16 protein-coding genes and 3 rRNA genes are annotated in these 22,219 nt (G+C 69.3%); 15 read left to right on the top strand and 4 right to left on the bottom strand.

Features of this window, described 5'->3' with window-relative positions:
- Window positions 1-15 precede the first annotated feature (15 nt).
- The 8 genes from OH807_RS14990 to OH807_RS14955 all read left to right on the top strand — a co-directional run bounded on the left by OH807_RS14990 (window position 16) and on the right by OH807_RS14955 (window position 11,468).
- A complete protein-coding gene (locus OH807_RS14990) occupies window positions 16-768 on the top strand; it encodes a nucleoside/nucleotide kinase family protein (protein WP_406198655.1) in 753 nt (250 codons plus the stop codon).
- 492 nt (window positions 769-1,260) lie between these two features.
- Window positions 1,261-2,784: ribosomal RNA gene (locus OH807_RS14985) — 16S ribosomal RNA — on the top strand.
- 278 nt (window positions 2,785-3,062) lie between these two features.
- A 23S ribosomal RNA gene (locus OH807_RS14980) occupies window positions 3,063-6,185 on the top strand.
- A gap of 85 nt (window positions 6,186-6,270) precedes the next feature.
- A 5S ribosomal RNA gene (gene rrf, locus OH807_RS14975) occupies window positions 6,271-6,387 on the top strand.
- The 16S, 23S and 5S rRNA genes sit together here, the layout of an rRNA operon.
- A 317-nt stretch (window positions 6,388-6,704) precedes the next feature.
- Complete coding sequence (locus tag OH807_RS14970; RefSeq protein WP_406198653.1) at window positions 6,705-9,341, top strand: ATP-binding protein; 2,637 nt, start codon at window positions 6,705-6,707, stop codon at window positions 9,339-9,341.
- Between the two features lie 193 nt (window positions 9,342-9,534).
- Window positions 9,535-10,215: a response regulator gene (locus OH807_RS14965; RefSeq protein WP_406198651.1), complete on the top strand. Its 681-nt coding sequence runs from the start codon at window positions 9,535-9,537 to the stop codon at window positions 10,213-10,215.
- Window positions 10,216-10,314: 99 nt separating this feature from the next.
- Window positions 10,315-10,722 carry an OB-fold nucleic acid binding domain-containing protein gene (locus OH807_RS14960; protein ID WP_406198649.1) on the top strand — a complete coding sequence of 136 codons (408 nt, stop codon included), beginning with the start codon at window positions 10,315-10,317 and terminating at the stop codon, window positions 10,720-10,722.
- A gap of 2 nt (window positions 10,723-10,724) precedes the next feature.
- Entirely contained in the window at window positions 10,725-11,468 is a 744-nt protein-coding gene (locus OH807_RS14955; RefSeq protein ID WP_406198647.1) for a DUF3159 domain-containing protein, read from the top strand.
- 79 nt (window positions 11,469-11,547) lie between these two features.
- On the opposite strand, the gene OH807_RS14950 is transcribed toward OH807_RS14955, so the two are convergent.
- Together OH807_RS14950 and OH807_RS14945 are read right to left on the bottom strand one after the other, a co-directional pair.
- Window positions 11,548-12,219: a potassium channel family protein gene (locus OH807_RS14950; protein ID WP_406198645.1), complete on the bottom strand. Its 672-nt coding sequence runs from the start codon at window positions 12,217-12,219 to the stop codon at window positions 11,548-11,550.
- A complete protein-coding gene (locus tag OH807_RS14945) occupies window positions 12,219-12,887 on the bottom strand; it encodes a potassium channel family protein (RefSeq protein WP_406198643.1) in 669 nt (222 codons plus the stop codon). The genes OH807_RS14950 and OH807_RS14945 overlap by 1 nt, the downstream gene beginning before the upstream one ends.
- A gap of 235 nt (window positions 12,888-13,122) precedes the next feature.
- On the opposite strand from OH807_RS14945, the gene OH807_RS14940 reads away from it, so the two are divergent.
- Both OH807_RS14940 and OH807_RS14935 read left to right on the top strand, forming a co-directional pair.
- A complete protein-coding gene (locus OH807_RS14940) occupies window positions 13,123-15,210 on the top strand; it encodes an APC family permease (RefSeq protein ID WP_406210988.1) in 2,088 nt (695 codons plus the stop codon).
- Between the two features lie 356 nt (window positions 15,211-15,566).
- Window positions 15,567-16,925 (top strand): class I SAM-dependent RNA methyltransferase, encoded by a 1,359-nt coding sequence (locus OH807_RS14935; protein ID WP_406210986.1) that lies wholly within the window; start codon window positions 15,567-15,569, stop codon window positions 16,923-16,925.
- Window positions 16,926-17,059: 134 nt separating this feature from the next.
- Here the strand turns inward: OH807_RS14935 and OH807_RS14930 are convergent, their stop codons facing one another.
- Window positions 17,060-17,254, bottom strand: a complete 195-nt coding sequence (locus tag OH807_RS14930; protein WP_406198640.1) for a hypothetical protein — start codon at window positions 17,252-17,254, stop codon at window positions 17,060-17,062.
- Window positions 17,255-17,510: 256 nt separating this feature from the next.
- On the opposite strand from OH807_RS14930, the gene OH807_RS14925 reads away from it, so the two are divergent.
- Together OH807_RS14925 and OH807_RS14920 are read left to right on the top strand one after the other, a co-directional pair.
- Window positions 17,511-17,747, top strand: a complete 237-nt coding sequence (locus OH807_RS14925; protein WP_396323133.1) for a toxin-antitoxin system HicB family antitoxin — start codon at window positions 17,511-17,513, stop codon at window positions 17,745-17,747.
- Window positions 17,744-18,166, top strand: coding sequence for a fic family toxin-antitoxin system, toxin component (locus tag OH807_RS14920; protein WP_406198638.1), 423 nt, complete (start codon window positions 17,744-17,746; stop codon window positions 18,164-18,166). The genes OH807_RS14925 and OH807_RS14920 overlap by 4 nt, the downstream gene beginning before the upstream one ends.
- Before the next feature lie 58 nt (window positions 18,167-18,224).
- Here OH807_RS14920 and OH807_RS14915 read toward each other — a convergent pair whose 3' ends face one another.
- Window positions 18,225-19,148 (bottom strand): GNAT family N-acetyltransferase, encoded by a 924-nt coding sequence (locus OH807_RS14915; RefSeq protein ID WP_406198636.1) that lies wholly within the window; start codon window positions 19,146-19,148, stop codon window positions 18,225-18,227.
- Window positions 19,149-19,437: 289 nt separating this feature from the next.
- Between OH807_RS14915 and OH807_RS14910 the strand changes: the two genes are divergently transcribed.
- The 3 genes from OH807_RS14910 to OH807_RS14900 are packed head-to-tail and all read left to right on the top strand — an operon-like array spanning window position 19,438 to window position 22,211.
- Entirely contained in the window at window positions 19,438-20,412 is a 975-nt protein-coding gene (locus tag OH807_RS14910; RefSeq protein ID WP_406198634.1) for a RimK family alpha-L-glutamate ligase, read from the top strand.
- Complete coding sequence (locus OH807_RS14905; RefSeq protein WP_406198632.1) at window positions 20,409-21,329, top strand: RimK family alpha-L-glutamate ligase; 921 nt, start codon at window positions 20,409-20,411, stop codon at window positions 21,327-21,329. The genes OH807_RS14910 and OH807_RS14905 overlap by 4 nt, the downstream gene beginning before the upstream one ends.
- A gap of 51 nt (window positions 21,330-21,380) precedes the next feature.
- Window positions 21,381-22,211, top strand: coding sequence for a putative RNA methyltransferase (locus tag OH807_RS14900; protein ID WP_406198630.1), 831 nt, complete (start codon window positions 21,381-21,383; stop codon window positions 22,209-22,211).
- Window positions 22,212-22,219 lie beyond the last annotated feature (8 nt).

Raw genomic sequence — 22,219 nt, 5'->3', positions numbered from 1 at the left:
CAGTAGGGTGCGCCCATGAACGAGGACACCCGCACCGCCCCCGACCTCGTGGCGCTCGCCCTCGGTCTCCTCCGGGGCCCGGGCAGCAGCACCCGCACGATCCTCGGACTTGCCGGCCCGCCCGGCGCCGGCAAGTCCACCCTGGCCAGGTACCTGGTCACCGAGGTCGAACGGTGCGAGGGCCCCGGCACCGCCGCCTACCTCCCGCTCGACGGCTTCCACCTCTCCGGGGCCCAGCTCGACCGTCTCGGTCTCGAACACCGCAAGGGCGCGCCGGCCACCTTCGACGCCCACGGCTACGTGGCCCTCCTGCAGAGGGTCTTGGCCGACCGCTTCCAGGACATCTACGTCCCCGACTTCGACCGCGAGCTCGACGAACCCGTCGCCGCCCGTCATGTCGTCGCCCCGCACACCCGCCTCGTCGTCACCGAGGGCAACTACCTCGCCGCCACCGAGCACCCCTGGCCCGACGCCCGGCGCCTGCTGCGCGAGCTCTGGTACGTCGAGACGGAGGACGCCGTCCGCGAGCAGCGACTGCTCGTCCGCCACCGCGCCGGCGGACGGGACGAGCGGGCGGCCCGACACCGGGTGACCAGCAACGATCACCCCAACGGTGAGTACGTGAAGGCCGGCCGTTCGCTCTGCACGCGGATCGTCCCGGGCACCGGTTTGCCCTCCGGCCCGGCCGGGCGTAGTGTTGACTGGTCGCTCGGCAGGGAGCACCGGACACGCATCGGCGCGGACGGTCCCGGGGCGGCCAATCCTTAGAAACACCACTTCCAGTTCGAACTGTGTTGCGCTTGCCTTTTCGGCGTCGCGGCTCGGGTCCTATTCGGCGTGCGCGTTTATATGGGTTGCGGTCGGATTCGCCTTTCGGGGCGGGGATCGGCTAGAGTTTGAAACGTCGGACGGGGCGTCAAGCCGCAGAAGACAGCAGCGAGTTGGATGAAGGAAGCGCCGGAAGCGGCACGGAAAACATCTGATAGGCTGGAAACACGAAAGAACGAAGCGCCCGGAGGGCCGGTGTGAAAGCCGCCTGAAGGAAGTGTCCGTTCCTTGAGAACTCAACAGCGTGCCAAAAGTCAACGCCAGATATGTTGACATCCCCGGCCTCGATCACTTGATCGGGGTTGGAGATTCCTTTTGAAGTAAAACACTAGCGAGGACGCAGTGCGCGGGGCCGCCCTATTCCGGTGGTTGCCGTGCCGCTCGACGCGAGTGCAGCTCGACCGCTTTTCATTAAGCACTGTCGAGAAGACATTCACGGAGAGTTTGATCCTGGCTCAGGACGAACGCTGGCGGCGTGCTTAACACATGCAAGTCGAACGGTGAAGCCCTTCGGGGTGGATCAGTGGCGAACGGGTGAGTAACACGTGGGCAATCTGCCCTGCACTCTGGGACAAGCCCTGGAAACGGGGTCTAATACCGGATATGACCACGGTCCGCATGGACTGTGGTGTAAAGCTCCGGCGGTGCAGGATGAGCCCGCGGCCTATCAGCTTGTTGGTGGGGTAATGGCCTACCAAGGCGACGACGGGTAGCCGGCCTGAGAGGGCGACCGGCCACACTGGGACTGAGACACGGCCCAGACTCCTACGGGAGGCAGCAGTGGGGAATATTGCACAATGGGCGAAAGCCTGATGCAGCGACGCCGCGTGAGGGATGACGGCCTTCGGGTTGTAAACCTCTTTCAGCAGGGAAGAAGCGCAAGTGACGGTACCTGCAGAAGAAGCACCGGCTAACTACGTGCCAGCAGCCGCGGTAATACGTAGGGTGCGAGCGTTGTCCGGAATTATTGGGCGTAAAGAGCTCGTAGGCGGCCTGTCGCGTCGGATGTGAAAGCCCGGGGCTTAACCCCGGGTCTGCATTCGATACGGGCAGGCTAGAGTGTGGTAGGGGAGATCGGAATTCCTGGTGTAGCGGTGAAATGCGCAGATATCAGGAGGAACACCGGTGGCGAAGGCGGATCTCTGGGCCATTACTGACGCTGAGGAGCGAAAGCGTGGGGAGCGAACAGGATTAGATACCCTGGTAGTCCACGCCGTAAACGTTGGGAACTAGGTGTTGGCGACATTCCACGTCGTCGGTGCCGCAGCTAACGCATTAAGTTCCCCGCCTGGGGAGTACGGCCGCAAGGCTAAAACTCAAAGGAATTGACGGGGGCCCGCACAAGCAGCGGAGCATGTGGCTTAATTCGACGCAACGCGAAGAACCTTACCAAGGCTTGACATATGCCGGAAACGGCCAGAGATGGTCGCCCCCTTGTGGTCGGTATACAGGTGGTGCATGGTTGTCGTCAGCTCGTGTCGTGAGATGTTGGGTTAAGTCCCGCAACGAGCGCAACCCTTGTTCTGTGTTGCCAGCATGCCTTTCGGGGTGATGGGGACTCACAGGAGACTGCCGGGGTCAACTCGGAGGAAGGTGGGGACGACGTCAAATCATCATGCCCCTTATGTCTTGGGCTGCACACGTGCTACAATGGTCGGTACAAAGGGCTGCGATGCCGCGAGGCGGAGCGAATCCCAAAAAGCCGGCCTCAGTTCGGATTGGGGTCTGCAACTCGACCCCATGAAGTTGGAGTTGCTAGTAATCGCAGATCAGCATGCTGCGGTGAATACGTTCCCGGGCCTTGTACACACCGCCCGTCACGTCACGAAAGTCGGTAACACCCGAAGCCGGTGGCCTAACCCGTAAGGGGAGGAGCCGTCGAAGGTGGGACCAGCGATTGGGACGAAGTCGTAACAAGGTAGCCGTACCGGAAGGTGCGGCTGGATCACCTCCTTTCTAAGGAGCACATGGCCGCTTGCAGGCGAATGTTCTGCACGGTCGCTCATGGGTGGAACGTTGACTATTCGGCACAGGAAGAGACTGGAAAGCAAGTACTGCTTCGGCGTGGAACGCTTTCTGGGATTGACTGTGTCGGGCACGTTGTTGGGTCCTGAGGGAACGGCCGTATGGTCGTTGCTTCAGTGATGCCGGTCTCATGCGAGGCGGTCTTCGGATCGTTGAGTGTGGGTGACTGGTCGTTGTTTGAGAACTGCACAGTGGACGCGAGCATCTGTGGCCAAGTTTTTAAGGGCGCACGGTGGATGCCTTGGCACCAGGAACCGATGAAGGACGTGGGAGGCCACGATAGTCCCCGGGGAGCCGTCAACCAGGCTTTGATCCGGGGGTTTCCGAATGGGGAAACCCGGCAGTCGTCATGGGCTGTCACCCATACCTGAACACATAGGGTATGTGGAGGGAACGCGGGGAAGTGAAACATCTCAGTACCCGCAGGAAGAGAAAACAACCGTGATTCCGGGAGTAGTGGCGAGCGAAACCGGATGAGGCTAAACCATCAGCGTGTGAGACCCGGCAGGGGTTGCGCTGGTGGGGTCGTGGGATTTTTCTTGATCGGTCTGCCGGCCGGTCGACGAGTCAGAAACCGTATGGGTAGTCGAAGGACATGCGAAAGGTCCGGCGTAGAGGGTAAGACCCCCGTAGACGAAATCTGTACGGCTCGTTTGAAGAACTCCCAAGTAGCACGGGGCCCGAGAAATCCCGTGTGAATCTGGCGGGACCACCCGCTAAGCCTAAATATTCCCTGGTGACCGATAGCGGATAGTACCGTGAGGGAATGGTGAAAAGTACCGCGGGAGCGGAGTGAAATAGTACCTGAAACCGTGTGCCTACAAGCCGTGGGAGCGTCGGACATGCAGCTTGCTGTGTGTCTCGTGACTGCGTGCCTTTTGAAGAATGAGCCTGCGAGTTTGCGGTGTGTAGCGAGGTTAACCCGTGTGGGGTAGCCGTAGCGAAAGCGAGTCCGAATAGGGCGTTTCAGTTGCATGCCCAAGACCCGAAGCGGAGTGATCTAGCCATGGGCAGGTTGAAGCGGAGGTAAGACTTCGTGGAGGACCGAACCCACCAGGGTTGAAAACCTGGGGGATGACCTGTGGTTAGGGGTGAAAGGCCAATCAAACTCCGTGATAGCTGGTTCTCCCCGAAATGCATTTAGGTGCAGCGTCACGTGTTTCTTGCCGGAGGTAGAGCACTGGATAGGCGATGGGCCTCACCGGGTTACTGACCTTAGCCAAACTCCGAATGCCGGTAAGTGAGAGCGTGGCAGTGAGACTGTGGGGGATAAGCTCCATGGTCGAGAGGGAAACAGCCCAGAACACCGACTAAGGTCCCTAAGCGTGTGCTAAGTGGGAAAGGATGTGGAGTCGCAGAGACAACCAGGAGGTTGGCTTAGAAGCAGCCACCCTTGAAAGAGTGCGTAATAGCTCACTGGTCAAGTGATTCCGCGCCGACAATGTAGCGGGGCTCAAGCACATCACCGAAGTCGTGTCATTGCAGCATATAGGGCCAACGCCTGCTGTGATGGGTAGGGGAGCGTCGTGTGCCGGGTGAAGCGGCGGTGGAAACCAGTCGTGGACGGTACACGAGTGAGAATGCAGGCATGAGTAGCGATACAAGAGTGAGAAACTCTTGCGCCGATTGACCAAGGGTTCCTGGGTCAAGCTGATCTGCCCAGGGTAAGTCGGGACCTAAGGCGAGGCCGACAGGCGTAGTCGATGGACAACGGGTTGATATTCCCGTACCCGCTTTGAAGCGCCAACGCTGAACCAGGTGATGCTAAGGCCGTGAAGCCGGCCCGGAGTCTTCGGACAAAGGGACGTGGTGGAGCCGCCGGACCAAGTCTGTATTAGGTGAGCGATGGGGTGACGCAGGAAGGTAGTCCAGCCCGGGCGGTGGTTGTCCCGGGGTAAGGGTGTAGGCCGAGTGATAGGCAAATCCGTCACTCATTGAGGCTGAGACCTGATGCCGAGCCGATTGTGGTGAAGTGGATGATCCTATGCTGTCGAGAAAAGCCTCTAGCGAGTTTCATGGCGGCCCGTACCCCAAACCGACTCAGGTGGTCAGGTAGAGAATACCGAGGCGTTCGGGTGAACTATGGTTAAGGAACTCGGCAAAATGCCCCCGTAACTTCGGGAGAAGGGGGGCCATTCCTGGTGGAGAGTCTTGCACTCCGAGCTGGGGGTGGCCGCAGAGACCAGCGAGAAGCGACTGTTTACTAAAAACACAGGTCCGTGCGAAGCCGTAAGGCGATGTATACGGACTGACGCCTGCCCGGTGCTGGAACGTTAAGGGGACCGGTTAGCTCTGATTCGTCGGGGCGAAGCTGAGAACTTAAGCGCCAGTAAACGGCGGTGGTAACTATAACCATCCTAAGGTAGCGAAATTCCTTGTCGGGTAAGTTCCGACCTGCACGAATGGCGTAACGACTTCTCGACTGTCTCAACCATAGGCCCGGTGAAATTGCATTACGAGTAAAGATGCTCGTTTCGCGCAGCAGGACGGAAAGACCCCGGGACCTTTACTATAGCTTGATATTGGTGTTCGGTTCGGCTTGTGTAGGATAGGTGGGAGACTTTGAAGCAGCAACGCCAGTTGTTGTGGAGTCGTCGTTGAAATACCACTCTGGTCGTGCTGGATGTCTAACCTGGGTCCGTGATCCGGATCAGGGACAGTGTCTGGTGGGTAGTTTAACTGGGGCGGTTGCCTCCTAAAGAGTAACGGAGGCGCCCAAAGGTTCCCTCAGCCTGGTTGGCAATCAGGTGTTGAGTGTAAGTGCACAAGGGAGCTTGACTGTGAGACTGACGGGTCGAGCAGGGACGAAAGTCGGGACTAGTGATCCGGCGGTGGCTTGTGGAAGCGCCGTCGCTCAACGGATAAAAGGTACCCCGGGGATAACAGGCTGATCTTCCCCAAGAGTCCATATCGACGGGATGGTTTGGCACCTCGATGTCGGCTCGTCGCATCCTGGGGCTGGAGTAGGTCCCAAGGGTTGGGCTGTTCGCCCATTAAAGCGGTACGCGAGCTGGGTTTAGAACGTCGTGAGACAGTTCGGTCCCTATCCGCTGTGCGCGTAGGAGTGTTGAGAAGGGCTGTCCCTAGTACGAGAGGACCGGGACGGACGAACCTCTGGTGTGCCAGTTGTCCTGCCAAGGGCATGGCTGGTTGGCTACGTTCGGGAGGGATAACCGCTGAAAGCATCTAAGCGGGAAGCCTGCTTCGAGATGAGCACTCCCACCTCCTTGAGAGGGTAAGGCTCCCAGTAGACGACTGGGTTGATAGGCCGGATATGGAAGCCCTGTAAGGGGTGGAGTTGACCGGTACTAATAGGCCGAGGGCTTGTCCTCAGTTGCTCGCGTCCACTGTGTTGTTCTGAAACAACGACCCCCATGACATGGCCTGTCGTGGGTGCGGTTGACAGTTTCATAGTGTTTCGGTGGTCATAGCGTGAGGGAAACGCCCGGTTACATTCCGAACCCGGAAGCTAAGCCTCACAGCGCCGATGGTACTGCAGGGGGGACCCTGTGGGAGAGTAGGACGCCGCCGAACAATCATTCCAGAAAGACCCCCTCCGGATTCCGGAGGGGGTCTTTCTGCATGTACGGGCACAGAACATGCCCGGATACAGGTAGGCAGATGGACAGAGAGCCCCGTCCGGGTCCCGGGCGGGGCTCTCTGCGTTCCCGGCCGGCCCCAGCAGCACCGACCTACCCACGTGCGGCCCCGCCGGCCCGTCAATATGCCGCTAAAACTCCCTGATCAGGGGCCCGATCGCTGGAGAATCACCCGTTACGCCGTAGTCTCCAAGGGAGGGGAACAGGTGTCCGGGGTGGTAGCCCGGGCGCTCCGGATCAAGAATGGTGCACATGGGACGCGGCAGGCTGCGGATCTACCTCGGGGCGGCTCCCGGGGTCGGCAAGACGTACGCCATGCTCGCCGAGGCGCACCGGCGGCTGGAGCGGGGCACCGACGTCGTCGTCGGGTTCGTCGAGGACCACGGGCGCCGGAACACCGCCGCACTGGTCGCCGGTCTTGAGGTCGTGCCGCGGCGGGAGATGACGCACCGGGGCGCGGTTTTCACCGAGATGGACCTGGAGGCGGTGCTCGCCCGGCGGCCGCAGGCGGTGCTGGTGGACGAGCTCGCCCACACCAACGTGCCCGGCTGCCGGAACGCCAAGCGCTGGCAGGACGTGGAGTCGCTGCTGGCGGCCGGCGTCGACGTGATCTCGACCGTGAACATCCAGCACCTGGAGTCGCTGGGCGACGTGGTGGAGGGCATCACGGGTGTCCGGCAGCGCGAGACCGTGCCGGACGAGGTGGTCCGGCGGGCCGACCAGATCGAACTGGTCGACATGGACCCGCAGGCGCTGCGGCGCCGGCTCGCGCACGGCAACGTCTACGCGCCGGAGAAGATCGACGCGGCCCTCGCCAACTACTTCCGCCCGGGCAACCTCACCGCGCTGCGCGAGCTGGCGCTGCTGTGGACGGCCGACCGGGTGGACGAGTACCTGCAGAAGTACCGGGCCGAGCAGGGCATCAAGGGCACCTGGCAGGCCCGTGAGCGGATCGTGGTCGGGCTGACCGGGGGGCCCGAGGGGGCGACGCTGATCCGCCGTGCCGCCCGGATCGCCGCCCGCGGTTCCGGCGGCGAGCTGCTGGCCGTCCACATCTCCCGCTCGGACGGCCTGGCCGGTTCGGAGTCGGGCTCCTCGCAGACGTTGATCGAGCAGCGGGCCCTGGTGGAGAACCTCGGCGGCTCGTTCCACGCCGTCCTCGCCGACGATCCGGCGGCCGGGCTGCTGGACTTCGCCCGCGGCGTCAACGCCACGCAGATCGTGCTGGGCACCAGCCGCCGGCCCGCGTGGCAGTACCTGTACGGTCCGGGTGTCGGCACCACCGTGACCCGGGCGTCCGGCGACATCGACGTGCACATCGTCACGCACGAGCACGCCGCCGCGGGCCTCGGCCGGGTGCCGATCCGCAAGGTCACCGATCTCGGTCGGACGCGTGCCGTGGCGGGCTGGCTGATCGGCCTCGGCGGGCCGCCGTTGCTGGCGCTGCTGCTGACCCACGTGGAGGGCCTCGGCCTCTCCACCGACATGCTGCTCTTCCTCTCGCTGACGGTCTGCGCTGCGCTGGTCGGCGGGCTCTTCCCGGCGATCGCCTCCGCGCTGGTCGGCTCCTCGGCGCTGAACTACTACTTCGCTCCGCCGATACACACCTTCACCATCGACGAGCCGCAGAACATCATGGCCGTCGCGATATTCACGGCCGTGGGCATCGCGGTGGCCTCCGTGGTGGACCTCGCGGCCCGGCGTACCCACCAGGCGGCGCGCAGTCAGACGGAGGCGCAGACCCTCAGCGCGCTGGCCGGCACCGTTCTGCGCGGCGCGCCGGGCGGGGACGGCGTGCTGACCGCGCTGCTGGAGCAGGTCCGGGAGACCTTCCAGCAGGAGTCCGCGGTGCTGCTGGAGCGGCCGGATCCGCTCGGCCCTTGGCACCCGGTGGCGGTGGCCGGGCCGCATCCGCCGGAGCGGCCCGAGACTGCGGACGTGGATGTGCCGGTGGGCGACACACTGGCCCTGGCGCTGCGGGGCCGGGTGCTCCCGGCGGAGGACCGCCGGCTGCTCGGCGCCTTCGCGGCGCAGGCGGCGGTGCTGCTGGAGCGCCGCCGGCTGGCGGGGGAGGCCGCGGCTGCCCGGCGGGAGGCCGAGGGCAACCGGATCCGTACCGCGCTGCTCGCCGCCGTCTCGCACGACCTGCGCACCCCGCTGGCCGGCATCAAGGCCTCGGTGAGCTCGTTGCGTTCGGCGGACGTGGAGTGGGACGAGGAGGACGAGGCCGAGCTGCTGGCCGGCATCGAGGCCGGGGCGGACCGGCTCGACCACCTGATCAACAATTTGCTCGACATGAGCCGGCTGCAGACCGGCACCGTCACTCCGCTGATCCAGGAGACCGATCTGGACGAGGTGGTGCCGTTCGCGCTCGGCGGCGTCCCGCCGGAGGCGGTCCGGTTGGACGTCCCGGAGAGCCTGCCGATGATCCGGGCCGACGGCGGGCTGTTGGAGCGCTCGCTCGCCAACCTGGTGGAGAACGCCGTCAAGTACAGCCCGCCGGGGGTGAAGGTGCTGGTCAAGGCGGATGCGCTGGTGCCGGTGGGCGGGCCCGGCCGGGTGGAGCTGCGGATCGTCGACCGCGGCCCGGGCGTGCCCGAGGACGCCAAGGAGCGGATCTTCGCACCGTTCCAGCGGTACGGGGACGCGCCGCGCGGCGCCGGGGTGGGTCTCGGCCTGGCGGTGGCGCGCGGCTTCGTCGAGGCGATGGACGGCACCGTCACCGCCGAGGACACCCCGGGCGGCGGCCTCACCATGGTGGTGACCCTGCCGGCCGTCGACCGGCCGCCCGAACGGGCGGACGTGTCCGGGCCGCCGGGGCCGCCCGGACGGCCGGAACTGCCCGAAGCGGCCGGCCGGCCGTCGCAGGTCGGGCCGTCCGCCGGGTGAGCGCCCGCCCGCCGGTCCGCCGCGGAAGGCCCCGCGGGCGGCCACACCACTCCCGGCCACACCACTCCCGGCCACACCACTCCCGGCCGCACTGCTCCCGACCGGGCCATTCCAGACCGGGCCACTTCCGACCGCGCCACTCCCGATCACATCCCGTCCGACTCTCCCGACTGCTGCGAAAGGCGGAGCCCGCATGACCCGGGTCCTCGTCGTGGACGACGAACCGCAGATCGTCCGCGCACTGGTGATCAACCTCAAGGCCCGTAAGTACGAGGTCGACGCGGCCCACGACGGCGCGAGCGCGCTGGAGCTGGCCGCCGCCCGCCACCCCGACGTGGTCGTCCTCGACCTGGGCCTGCCCGACATGGACGGCGTCGAGGTGATCAGGGGGCTGCGTGGCTGGACGCGGGTGCCGATCATCGTGCTCTCCGCCCGGCACGCCTCCGACGAGAAGGTGGAGGCGCTCGACGCGGGCGCGGACGACTACGTCACCAAGCCGTTCGGCATGGACGAGTTGCTCGCCCGGATGCGCGCCGCCGTCCGCCGGGCCGAACCGGTGGCCGGTGAGGACGACTCCCTGGTGGTCACCGACAGCTTCACCGTCGACCTCGCCGCCAAGAAGGTCAACCGGGACGGCACCGACGTCCGTCTCACCCCGACCGAGTGGCACCTCCTGGAGGTGCTGGTCCGCAACGCCGGGCGGCTGGTCAGCCAGACCCAGCTGCTGCAGGAGGTCTGGGGGCCGGCCTACCGGACGGAGACCAACTACCTGCGGGTCTACCTGGCCCAATTGCGGCGCAAGCTGGAGCGTGACCCTTCGCACCCGCGCCACTTCATCACCGAGCCGGGCATGGGCTACCGCTTCGAGAGCTGAGCCGCCGGGGACGCGGCCGGGCTCCGGACACCCCGTGCGGGTACCCGGCCGGGTCCGCGGCCTGCCGCGGGAGGCCGCGGAGCCGGTAGCCTTGCCGACATGAGTGGTGACATCAGCAGCGACCAGCCGCAGGGCCGCTTCCGCCGCATGCTCAGCCGGCTGACCTCCTCCGCGGAGGAGCTGCAGGCGGAGGAGTTGCGCCAGGAGAGCGCGGCGGAGTCGGGCTGCACTCCGATCGCCAGTTGCGGGGACCGTGAACTGGTCACCGTCGCCGGCACCCTGCGTACGGTGACGCTCCGCCCCCGGGCCGGTGTGCCCGCGCTGGAGGCGGAGCTCTTCGACGGCACCGAGGCACTGGACGTGGTCTGGCTCGGCCGCCGCTCCATCGCGGGCATAGAGCCCGGCCGCCGGCTCGTGGCCAGCGGCAGGATCTCCCACGCACGCGGGCGCCGCGTGCTGTTCAACCCCCGCTACGAACTGCGTCCGGTCGGACACGGGAGCGAGTGAGCGTGAGCAACCAGCCCGGCGGCGAGACCGCCGCCCAGCTCGGCCTGGTCGAGACCGCCCCCGGTGGCGAGGACGAGGCGGCCCGACAGGCGGCCGCCTCCAGGGAGGCCGCCGAGACGGTGATGCAGGCCTTCGGCGGCGTCCGCGGCATGATCGACATGACGCTGCCCGGCCTGGTCTTCATCGTCACCTACAACATCACCCACCAGGTACCGGCGGCCGCCTGGGCCGCGCTGGGCCTGAGCGGGCTGTTCGTGGTGGCGCGACTGGCCAAGCGCGAGACCGTCCAGCACGCCTTCAGCGGCGTGTTCGGGGTGGCCATCGGCGCCTGGATCTCGATGAAGACCGGCAAGGCGGAGAACTTCTACCTGCCCGGCCTGCTCTGGAACGTCGGGTACTGCATCGCCCTGGCCGTGTCGGCGCTGGTGCGCTGGCCGCTGATCGGCGTCATGCTCGGCCCGGTCACCGGTGAGCTGTTCACCTGGCGCAAGCAGAACCCGGGCCGGCTGGCGGCCTACACCAAGGCCACCTGGGCCTGGGTGCTGATCATGGGCATCAAGCCGGTGATCCTCTTCCCGCTGTACTTCACCCACAACGTCAACCTGCTCGGCTGGCTCAAGGTGGCGCTGGGCATCCCGCCGATGCTGCTGGCGATGTACGTCACCTGGCAGATCCTGCTGAAGGCGCCGCCGCCGATCAAGGCACAGCTGGACGACGAGGAGCCGGACGGCGCCGAACGGAAGTGAGCCGCACGGCCGGCCGTGCGGCAGGACGGGAGGGCCCGCACTCACCGAGTGCGGGCCCTCCCGCGTGTCGTCCCCGGGCCTACTGGGCGCCGGAGGAGGTCGAGAGCAGGTTCTCCAGCTCCTCCTCGCGCTCCTGCGCGGCCACGAAGAGCAGCTCGTCGCCGCCCTCCAGGGTGTCGTCCTTGCCCGGGGTGAGCACCCGGCCCTCGCGGATGATCGTCACCAGCGCGGTGTCCGGCGGCCACGGCACGTCGCCGACGCGGGTGCCGACCAGCTCGGTGTCGGCGGCGAGGGTCAGCTCGACCAGGTTGGCGTTGCCCTGGCTGAAGCGCATCAGCCGGACCAGGTCGCCGACGCTGACGGCCTCCTCGACCAGGGCGGACATCAGGCGCGGCGTCGAGACGGCGACGTCGACGCCCCAGGACTCGTTGAAGAGCCATTCGTTCTTGGGGTTGTTCACCCGGGCGACCACCCGCGGCACGCCGTACTCGGTCTTCGCGAGCAGCGAGACGACGAGGTTGACCTTGTCGTCGCCGGTCGCGGCGATCACCACGTGGCAGCGCTGCAGGGCGGCCTCGTCCAGGGAGGTGATCTCGCAGGCGTCGGCGAGCAGCCACTCCGCCATGGGCACCCGCTCCACCGAGATGGAGTTCGGGTTCTTGTCGATCAGCAGGACTTCGTGGCCGTTCTCCAGCAGCTCGCCCGCGATCGAGCGGCCGACGGCACCGGCCCCGGCAATGGCGACTCGCATCAGTGGCCTTCCTTCTCCGGGCCCTGCGCGAACGCGGCCTCGACGGCCGTCAGGTCGGCCCGGCGCAGCATCACGTGCACCAGGTCGCCCTCCTGCAGCACCATCTGGGGCGTGGGCAGCAGGCCCTCGCCGAGCCGGGTGACGAACGACACCCGGGCGCCGGAGGCCTCCTCCAGCGCGCTGATCCGGTGGCCGACCCAGGCCGGGTCGTAGGCGACCTCGGCGAGCTGGACGGTGCCGCTCGGGTCCTGCCAGAGCGGTTCGGCGCCGCTCGGCAGCAGCCGGCGCAGCATCTGGTCGGCCGTCCAGCGGACGGTGGCCACGGTCGGGATGCCCAGGCGCTGGTAGACCTCGGCGCGCCGCGGGTCGTAGATCCGGGCCGCGACGTTCTCGACGCCGAAGTTCTCCCGGGCCACCCGCGCGGCGATGATGTTGGAGTTGTCACCGCTGGAGACGGCGGCGAACGCGCCGGCCTCCTCGATGCCCGCCTCCTTCAGGGTGTCCTGGTCGAAGCCGACACCCGTGACCCGTCGCCCGTTGAATCCGGCGCCGAGCCGGCGGAAGGCCGTCGGGTCCTGATCGACGACGGCGACGGAGTGGCCCTGTTTCTCCAGTGCTCTTGCGAGGGCGGAGCCCACGCGGCCGCAGCCCATGATGACGATGTGCACCGGCGCTACCTCACCCGTCCCGTTGGGTTCTTGACCTGCGCAAACACCGTTCGTCATCCTTCCCCGCCCCGCCGTCCGGGGCGAGCGTTCTCGTGGTCGCGCGGCTCGACAACCTGAGTGTTGCCCGCCTGCTCGTATCCGACACGCTAGCCGGTCCACCGAACACAGTCGCGACGAAGGGGGGGCACGAGTCGGAGCTCGGGCGTAACAGCCCCTACGATTCCTTACCGTGCCTATGCCGACTGACCTTCCGAAACGCATCCTGATCGGGCGTGCGCTACGCAGCGACAAGCTGGGGGAGACGCTGCTCCCCAAGCGCATCGCGCTGCCCGTCTTCGCCTCGGACGCGCTCTCCTCGGTCGCGTACGCGCCCGAGGAGATCCTGCTGACGCTCTCCCTGGCGGGCGCCTCGGCCATCCATTTCTCCTGGCAGATCGGCGTCGTCGTCGCCGTCGTGATGCTCGCCGTGGTGGCCTCGTACCGGCAGAACGTCCACGCGTACCCGAGCGGTGGCGGCGACTACGAGGTCGCCACCGTCAACCACGGCCCGAACTCCGGCCTGGTGGTCGCGAGCGCGCTGATGGTGGACTACATCCTCACCGTGGCGGTCTCCACGACCTCGGGGGTGGCCAACGTGGTCTCCGCGGTGCCCTCGTTGCGCGGCCACGAGCTGACGTTGTCGGTGGTCGTGGTCATCGTGCTGATGGGCATCAACCTGCGCGGTGTGCGCGAGTCCGGCAGTGCCTTCGCCGTCCCGACGTACGCCTTCATGGTCGGCGTGATCGGCATGGTGGTCTACGGGGTGTTCCGCCACTTCGGCCTCGGCCAGGACATGCCCGCCGAGAGCTCCGGATTCCACCTCCAGGCCACCCCGGGCAACGACTCGCTGGCCGGCTTCGCGATGGTGTTCCTGCTGCTCAAGGCGTTCTCCTCGGGCTGTGCCGCGCTGACCGGCGTCGAGGCGATCTCCAACGGCGTGCCGGCCTTCCGGAAGCCGAAGAGCAAGAACGCCGCGACCACGCTGCTGATGATGGCCTCGATCGCCGTCGTGATGTTCATGGGGATCATCTGGCTGGCCCGGCTCACCGGTGTCCAGATGGCCGAGGACCCGGCCGAGCAGCTGGTCGGCGCGGGCAGCGGCTACCACCAGAAGACCGCGCTCGCCCAGATCAGCGAGGCCGTCTTCTCCAACTTCACGCCGGGCTTCTACTTCGTCGCCGCCGTCACCGGCCTGATCCTGGTGCTGGCCGCCAACACGGCGTTCAACGGGTTCCCGGTGCTGGGCTCGATCCTCGCGCAGGACCGCTACCTGCCGCGCCAGCTGCACACCCGCGGCGACCGGCTGGCCTTCTCCAACGGCATCATCCTGCTGGCGCTGGCCGCGGTGCTGTTCATCATCGCCTTCGACGCGGACCCGACCCGGCTGATCCAGCTGTACATCGTCGGCGTCTTCGTCTCGTTCAACATGAGCCAGTCCGGCATGATCCGGCACTGGACGAGGCTGCTGCGGACCGAGACCGACCCGGCCAAGCGCAGCCACATGCAGCGCAGCCGGGCGATCAACGCCTTCGGCCTGGTGATGACCATGGCCGTGCTGATCGTCGTCCTCGCGACCAAGATCAGCCACGCCTGGATCGCGATCGCCACCATGGTCGTGCTGTTCGTGATGATGAAGGCGATCCGCCGGCACTACGACCGGGTCTCCCACGAGCTGGTCGCCGCCGAGGAGCCGGACGACGTGGTGCTGCCCACCCGGGTGCACGCGATCGTGCTGGTCTCCAAGCTGCACAAGCCGGCCCTGCGGGCGCTCGCGTACGCGCGGCTGGCCCGTGCCCACACGCTGGAGGCGGTGACCGTCAACGTGGACCCGGCGGACACCGCGGCGCTGCGCAACGAGTGGGACGAACGCGGCATCGAGGTGCCGCTCAAGGTGCTGGACTCGCCGTTCCGCGAGATCACCGGGCCGGTCCTGGACTACGTGAAGAACCTGCGCCGCAACAGCCCGCGAGAGGTCGTCTCGGTCTACATCCCCGAGTACGTGGTCGGCCACTGGTACGAGCACCTGCTGCACAACCAGAGCGCGCTGCGCCTCAAGGGCCGGCTGCTGTTCAAGCCCGGGGTGATGGTGACCTCGGTGCCGTGGCAGCTGGAATCCTCCGAACGGCGCAAGTCGCAGAAGGCCTGGTCGGCGCCGGGTGCGGTCCGTCGTGGCGAGCCCCGGGCCCCGAAGGCCGTAAAGTCGAAGGTCTCCGCAACGCCGGACGCACCGTCCGGCGGTTCGGCCGCCGGCTCCGCTGACAGCAGCAAGGACTCCTCCCAGTGACCCGCAACACCCCGTCCCGCTCCCACGGCTCGTCCGGTTCGTCCGGCGGCTCCGGCAAGGGCGCCCGCAAGGGCGGCGCCGGCAAGCCCGGGCAGGTCGCCCGGCCGCGCTGGGGCAAGCCGCCCGTACGCCCGGCCGCGACCGACCGCGAGGGCTTCACCGCGCAGACCGCCCCGCTCGCGCCGGGGGAGCGCACTCCGGAGCCAGCCGAGCGTCCTGCGCGCCCGGAGCGCACTGAGCGTGCGCCGCGCGCCGAGCGCCCGGCCGCGGCCGGCTCGCGCGCCGCCGAGCCGCGCAAGGAGAAGGCCAAGGGGGCGGAGCGCCCGCGCAAGCAGGCCGTCCGGCCGCCGAAGGCCCTGCGCACCCGTGCGCCGCGCCCCGAGGCGGCCCCCAGGGGCCCCGGCGGCGACCCGCTGGTCGGTGAGCGGTACGAGGTCGAGATCGGCCCGGTCGCGCACGGTGGCGGGCACTGCGTGGCCCGGCACGAGGGCCGGGTGCTGTTCGTCCGGCACGCGCTGCCCGGCGAGAAGGTCGTCGCGCTGGTCACCGAGGGCACCACCAAGTCGCGCTTCCTGCGCGCGGACGCGGTGGAGATCCTGGAGCCCGCCAAGGACCGGATCGCCCCGCCGTGCCCGTTCTCCGGGCCCGGCAAGTGCGGCGGCTGCGACTGGCAGCACGTGACGCCCGGCGGGCAGCGCAAGCTCAAGGTGCAGGTGCTCACCGAGCAGCTGGCCAAGCTGGCCGGCCTCACCCCGGCCGAGGCCGGCTGGGACGGCAGCGTCGAGCCGGTCGGCGACAAGCTGCCGGCCGGCGAGGTGCCGGCCTGGCGCACCCGCGTGCAGTACGCGGTCGACCCGGAGACCGGCAAGGTCGGGCTCCGCAAGAACCGCTCGCACGACATCCAGGCGGTCGACCGCTGCCTGATCGCCGCCGAGGGCGTCACCGAGCTGGGCATCGAGTCCCGCGACTGGCCGGGCGTCGCCACCGTCGAGGTGATCGCCGCCGCCGGTTCCTCGGACCGCCAGGTGGTGCTGACCCCGGCGCCCGGCGCCCAGCTGCCGCTGGTCGAGCTGGACAAGCCGGTGTCGATCGCCCGGATCGACGAGCACGACAACATCCACAAGGTGCACGGCCGCTCCTTCGTCCGCGAGCGCGCGGCCGGCCGTACCTGGCGGGTCAGCAACGGCGGCTTCTGGCAGATCCACCCGGAGGCCCCGGACACCCTGGTCGACGCCGTCCTGAACGGCCTGGACCCGCAGTGGGGCGAGAGCGCGCTCGACCTGTACTGCGGTGTCGGCCTGTTCGCCGGCGCGCTGGCCGACCGGGTCGGCGAGGACGGCGCGGTGCTCGGCATCGAGTCGTCCAAGCAGGCGGTGGCCGACGCCCGGCACAACCTGGCCGTGCTGGACAACGTCCGGATCGAGTGCGACCGGGTCGAGACGCTGCTGCCGCGCACCGGCATCACCGCCACCGACCTGATCGTCCTCGACCCGCCGCGGGCCGGTGCCGGCCGCGAGACGGTCGCGCACCTGGCCGGCCTCTCGGCCCGCCGGATCGCCTACGTCGCCTGCGACCCGGCCGCGCTCGCGCGCGACCTCGCCTTCTTCCGCGAGGGCGGCTACCGCCCGGTGTCGCTGCGCGCCTTCGACCTGTTCCCGATGACCCACCACTTCGAGTGCGTGGCGATCCTGGAGCCGGTGGCCGAGGGCCACTGAGGCAGGTCGTTCCCCGTCGGGTGCCGGCGGTCCGCCGGCACCCCACGGGCTTCTCCCGGGACACCACGGTGCCCGGCCACGCAGCACTGCGCGTGGCCGGGCACCGTGTCGTTTCCCGCGGGCCCCGGCGGGCCTCAGGCTTCGCTCAGGTCGCCCTCGTCGCCCGCCGCCAGCACGATGCCGTGCTGGGCGGCGAGCCGGAGGAGCCCGGCGATGCGGCCCTCGTACGCCTGGACGCCGTCGGCGTCCCCGTCGGCCCGGGCGGCCGCGAGCTCCTCGCGGGCCCGGGCGAGCTGCTCGCGCAGCTCCTGGTCGAACATGGCTGTCATTGCCGGCCTCCACACCGGTCGGTGCCGCTCCAGGAATGATCGGGGCAGTTCGGATTCTCGGAAGGTGAAGAACTCTTCAAGTCTCGCTCCTCGGGGTTGCTGCGCGGGACTTCCGCGCCGGTTCCGGCGGGTGATCCGGGCGTCGGCCGATTGATGCGCGCGGCGCGCGGGCATGGCCATGGGGGCGGGAGCAGGGCGCGCGGAGGCCGGGCATGCGCCCTTGTTGTGCTAGCACTTCGGCGCTAGCTTGAAAGGTATGGGTAAGAAACAGCTGAACGTCCGGGTGGACGCCACCACCGCGGAGATGGCCCGGGAACGGGCGGAGCAGCAGGGGATCAGCATGAACCAGTACATCGAGCGCCTCGTCCAGCAGGACATGGGCGAGGCCGGCCGGGCGTTCGTCGACGCCGCGGCGCAGTTCATGAAGGAGTACGAGACGGCGTTCCTGGCCGAGTTCGGTGGCGCGGCCGACCTCCAGGACGTGCGCCGTTGAACCTGGAGGTCGACCTCTCGTGGCTGCTCATGACCGCGGAGCAGTACACGCCCGGTGACCCGCAGGTCACCGACTACGGATCGCTGCTCGCGGCGGTCTCCCGCCACCAGGCCGAGATCTTCGACATCGCCGTCTACCCCGAGCCGCAGGACCGCGCCGCCGCCCTGATGCACCAGCTGATCCGGGTGCCGGCCCTGGAGAAGACCAACGAACTGTTCGCCACCGCCGTCGCCTACGCCTACCTGGTGGCCAGCGGCTGCACGGTCGCGACCACCGCCCGCGAGGTGCGCAGCCTCGCCAGGGCCATCCGCGAGGGGCGGCTCGGCGTGGCCGGAGTCGCCGAGCGGCTGTCCGCGTGGGTGGTGGACGAGGCCGAGGGCGAGGGCGTCAGCGGTGAGGAGGACGAGGAGACGGACTGAGCCCGGCGGCCGGAGCCCCCGGCCGCACCGGGGCCTGCGAGGCCGGGCGCCGGAGCGGTCAGGCCCCGTCGGCGGCGCCCGTCCCGTCCGTCGCGGGTTCGGCGATCAGTGCCGTCGCGAACGGGCGGAAGCCGGCCCGGCGGTAGATCCGGGCGACGTCCTCGTCGGCGGCGGACAGGAACACCGTCCGCACGCCGTTGGCCCGCGCGTGCGCGACCAGCGCCGCCGTCACCGCGAGACCGAGGCCCTGCCGGCGGCCCGACGGCAGGGTGCCCACGCCGGCCACCTCGGTGACCGGCCCGACCGGGTTGTGCTGGCCCGCACAGAGCGCCGAACCGTCCCGGACGGCCGCGGCCAGGACCGTCCGCCCGGCGGTGATCCGCCCGGCGATCCGCGCGACCGTGCCGTCCGCCGCCGCCTTCTCGGCCGCCGCGGCCAGCTCGTCCGGACCGGCCGAGCCCAGCGCGGTGCCGGGCTCGCCGAACGCCAGGTGCGGGACGGCCACCGCGCTCGCGAGGTCCGGATCGTCGGCGCCCAGCACCCGCACCGACACCCCGGCGGGCAGCGTCGCCGCCGCGTCGTCCGCGGAGGCGGACGGCGCGGCGTCCGGGCCGAGCACCAGCAGCGGGTGCTCGTGCACCGTCAGACCGGCCTCCTCGACCGCCGCGCGCAGCTCCGGGGTCTGCTCGGCCACCCACTCGAAGGCCTCGGGCAGGCCCAGCTCGCGCTGGCGGGCCAGCACCCGGCGGACGTCCTCGGCAGTGGTGGCCGGACCGGTGTGGCCGAGCGCCGGGCGGGCGTAGTACGGCCAGCCCTGGCCCTCGTTGACGAACAGGCTCAGCGGCCCGAAGTCCTCGACGCGGGCCACGGTGCGCGGCACCGCGTCGTAGTAGCGCTCGATCTCGGCGAGGAGGGCGGGGTCGGCGGGGGGGCCGGCGGGCGCGGGGGCGGGGCGGCTGCGGTCAAGATCGTCAGAAGTCACGCCGTGCATCCTGGCAGGGGCGTCGTGCACCTGCCAGCCGTTTTCGCGGTCGAGCCGGCCCGCACCCGGTGCCGCGTACCGGTCCCGCAGTTGTGGCGTGGGCGAACGACGGGCCGGAAACCCCGGGGCGGATCGGTGAGCCCGGGCATTTCGGACCGATTGTTGCCGAATGCTTACAGGCCGGGAGATCTTGCGTGCGGGCGCCATGGCATTCTGGGGCCTTTACAACTCTGCCGGGCGGGAACGGCGGACGTCCGCGCTGGGAGAGGCGAGGGGGATGGACAGGCTCATGAGGCTCTGCTTTCTGGTCGAGGAGCACTACCGGCACGACGGCATGCCGCTCGACGTGGTGCGCCGGCTCACCGACTGGGGGCACCGGGTGGACGTGCTGCGCCCCGGCAACTCGCTGATGGCGATCTCCGAGTCCGTCCGGGCGGGCAGCCACGACGCCTGGGTGCTCAAGACCGTCTCCGGCGGACCGGGCCTGACCCTGCTCGAAGCGGCCGCCGCCGTCGGCCTCACCACCGTCAACGACGTCCGGTCCATCCGCGGGGTCCGCGACAAGGCACTGGCCGCCGTGATCGCGCGCACCCGCGGCCTGCCCGTCCCGGTCACCTACGCCGCGGCCCGGTGGGAGCGCCTCGCGGACATCCCCGCCTCCGAGTACCCGCTCGTGGTCAAGCCCGCCGACGGCAGCTCCGGACGGGCCGTGCGGCTCGTCCCCACCCCCGACCACCTGGTCGCACTCGGCCCCCAGCTGGCCGGCGAGGGCCTGCTGATCGCCCAGCCCTACGTGCCCAACTCCGGTACCGACCTCAAGGTGTACTGCGTCGACGGCGAGCTGTACGCGACCGAGCGGTGCTCGCCGCTGCACCCCGACCAGGGTGTGCGGGAGCGCCAGGTGCCGCTCCCCGCCGAGGTCGCGCGGATCGCCGCGCAGGTGGGGGAGGTGTTCGGGCTCGACCTCTACGGCGTGGACGTGCTGCTCGGCCCGGACGGGCCGGTGGTCGTCGACATCAACGACTTCCCCAGCTTCCGCCAGGTGCCGGACGCGGTCTCCCGGGTCGCGCGCGCCGTCCTGCGGCTGGCCCGCACCGGGACGGCGGTCTCGGCCCCGGCGCACGCGCTCGTCCACGAGCCGCCGGCACTGGTCCACGAGCCGGCCGGGCCGGTGCCGGACGCGGTGCGACTCCCGGCGCAGGGCGCGGCGGTGGGCCTCGGCGGGGCCGAGCTGGTCAACGGCGCCGTGGGCGGGGCGATATGAGGATCTGCCTGATCACCCCCAGGCCCGACCACCCGCTGCTCGCCGCCACCGCCGCGCTGCTCGCCGCCGACCACCGGGTCGAGACGCTCGACCCCGCCGGCGGCGGCGGCACCCCGCCCGCCGAACGGATCGGCCCCGGCCCGCTCGCCGACGTCTACCTCCTCAAGGCCCGCACCCCGCAGGCCCTCGCGCTCGCCCGCCACCTGGAGGAGCGCGGCGCCCCGGTGATCAACTCGGCCGCCGCGACCGAGTTCTGCCAGGACCGCTCCGCCATGGCCGAGCTCGCCAACCGGGCCGGGCTGCCGTTCGCCGCCACCTGCACCGCCGAGGACCTCGTCGACCTCGCCGAGGGACTGTGGGACAGCGACTACCCGGTGGTCGTCAAGAGCCGCCACAGCCGCCGCGGGGACCTGGTCGCCCGCGCCGACGGCCCCGACCGGCTGCTGGAGCTCGCCGCCCGGTGGCCCGACGAACCCGTGATCGCCCAGCCCTACGTCGCCAACACCGGCTGGGACCAGAAGATCTGGGTCGTCGACGGGCAGCTGTTCTGCGAGCGCCGCCGCTCCGAACTCGCGGTGGACGAGCAGCCCGCCGAAGGCCGGTTCGGCCCCGCCGACCTCCCCGCCGACCGCGCCGCGGCGGCCCTGCGGACCGGCGAGGTCTTCGGCCTCGACGTCTACGGCGTCGACCTGCTCGACGGGCCCGCCGAGCCCGTCGTCGTCGACATCAACGCCTTCCCCGGCATCCGCGGCCAGGCCGGGGCGCCCGAAGCGCTCGCCGCCCTCGCCCTGCGCACCGCCCGGGGCGCCCCGCCCCGCACACCGAGCCTCCCGTACCGGCCGCCCACCGTCTGCTGGTCCTGCGGGCCGGACCTCCCCGGTCAGCGGGATGCGCCGCCGCGCACCGCCGGTCGCTAGGCTTGCCCTTCCGGTCGGACCGCACGACCGGACGGCGAGAGAAGACGGACGTTGCTGCAGGACATCGAGCCCTACCTGGCCTGCCCGCACTGCGCGCAGGCGCTCACCCCGGACGGGCGCACCCTGCGCTGCCCCGGCGGGCACAGCTTCGACGTCGCCAAGCAGGGCTACGTCAGCCTGCTCGCCGGCGACGCCCACACCGGCACCGGTGACACCGCCGACATGGTCGCCGCCCGCAGCGACTTCCTCGCCGCCGGCCACTACCGCCCGATCGCCGACGCCCTCGCCGACGCCGCCGCGGCCACCGCGCCCGAAGGTCTCGTCGTCGACCTCGGCGCCGGCACCGGCCACTACCTCGCCCACGTCCTCGACGCCCTGCCCGGCCGGCCCGGCGCCGCGCTCGACATCTCCAAGTACGCCCTGCGCCGCGCCGCCAAGGCCCACCCCCGGATCGGCGCGGTCGTCTGCGACGCCTGGCGCCCGCTGCCGCTGCAGGACGCCACCGCCGGCCTCGTGCTGAACGTGTTCGCCCCGCGCAACGGCCCCGAGATCCGCCGGGTGCTGCGGCCCGGCGGCACGCTGCTGCTGGTCGCCCCCACCTCCCGGCACCTGCGCGAACTCGTCACCGGGCTCGGACTGCTCTCGGTCGACGAGGAGAAGCAGCGCCGGATCGACGAGAAGCTCGGCCCCCACCTCACCCCGGCCGGACAGCAGCAGGTCGACTTCACCCTGCGGCTCTCCGCCGCGGACGTCCGCACCGTCGTCGGCATGGGCCCGAGCGCCTGGCACACCGACCCGGAGCGGCTCGCGGCCCGGCTCGCCGACCTCCCCGACCCGGTCGAGGTCACCGCCTCCGTCACGGTCGCCGCCTACCGGCGCTGAGCCGGGCC

The organism is Kitasatospora sp. NBC_01560 (assembly GCF_045208415.1).
Taxonomy (GTDB): Bacteria; Actinomycetota; Actinomycetes; order Streptomycetales; family Streptomycetaceae; genus Kitasatospora.
The sequence above is the reverse complement of the archived record's forward strand: the minus strand, read 5'-3'. Positions and strand labels throughout refer to the sequence as shown.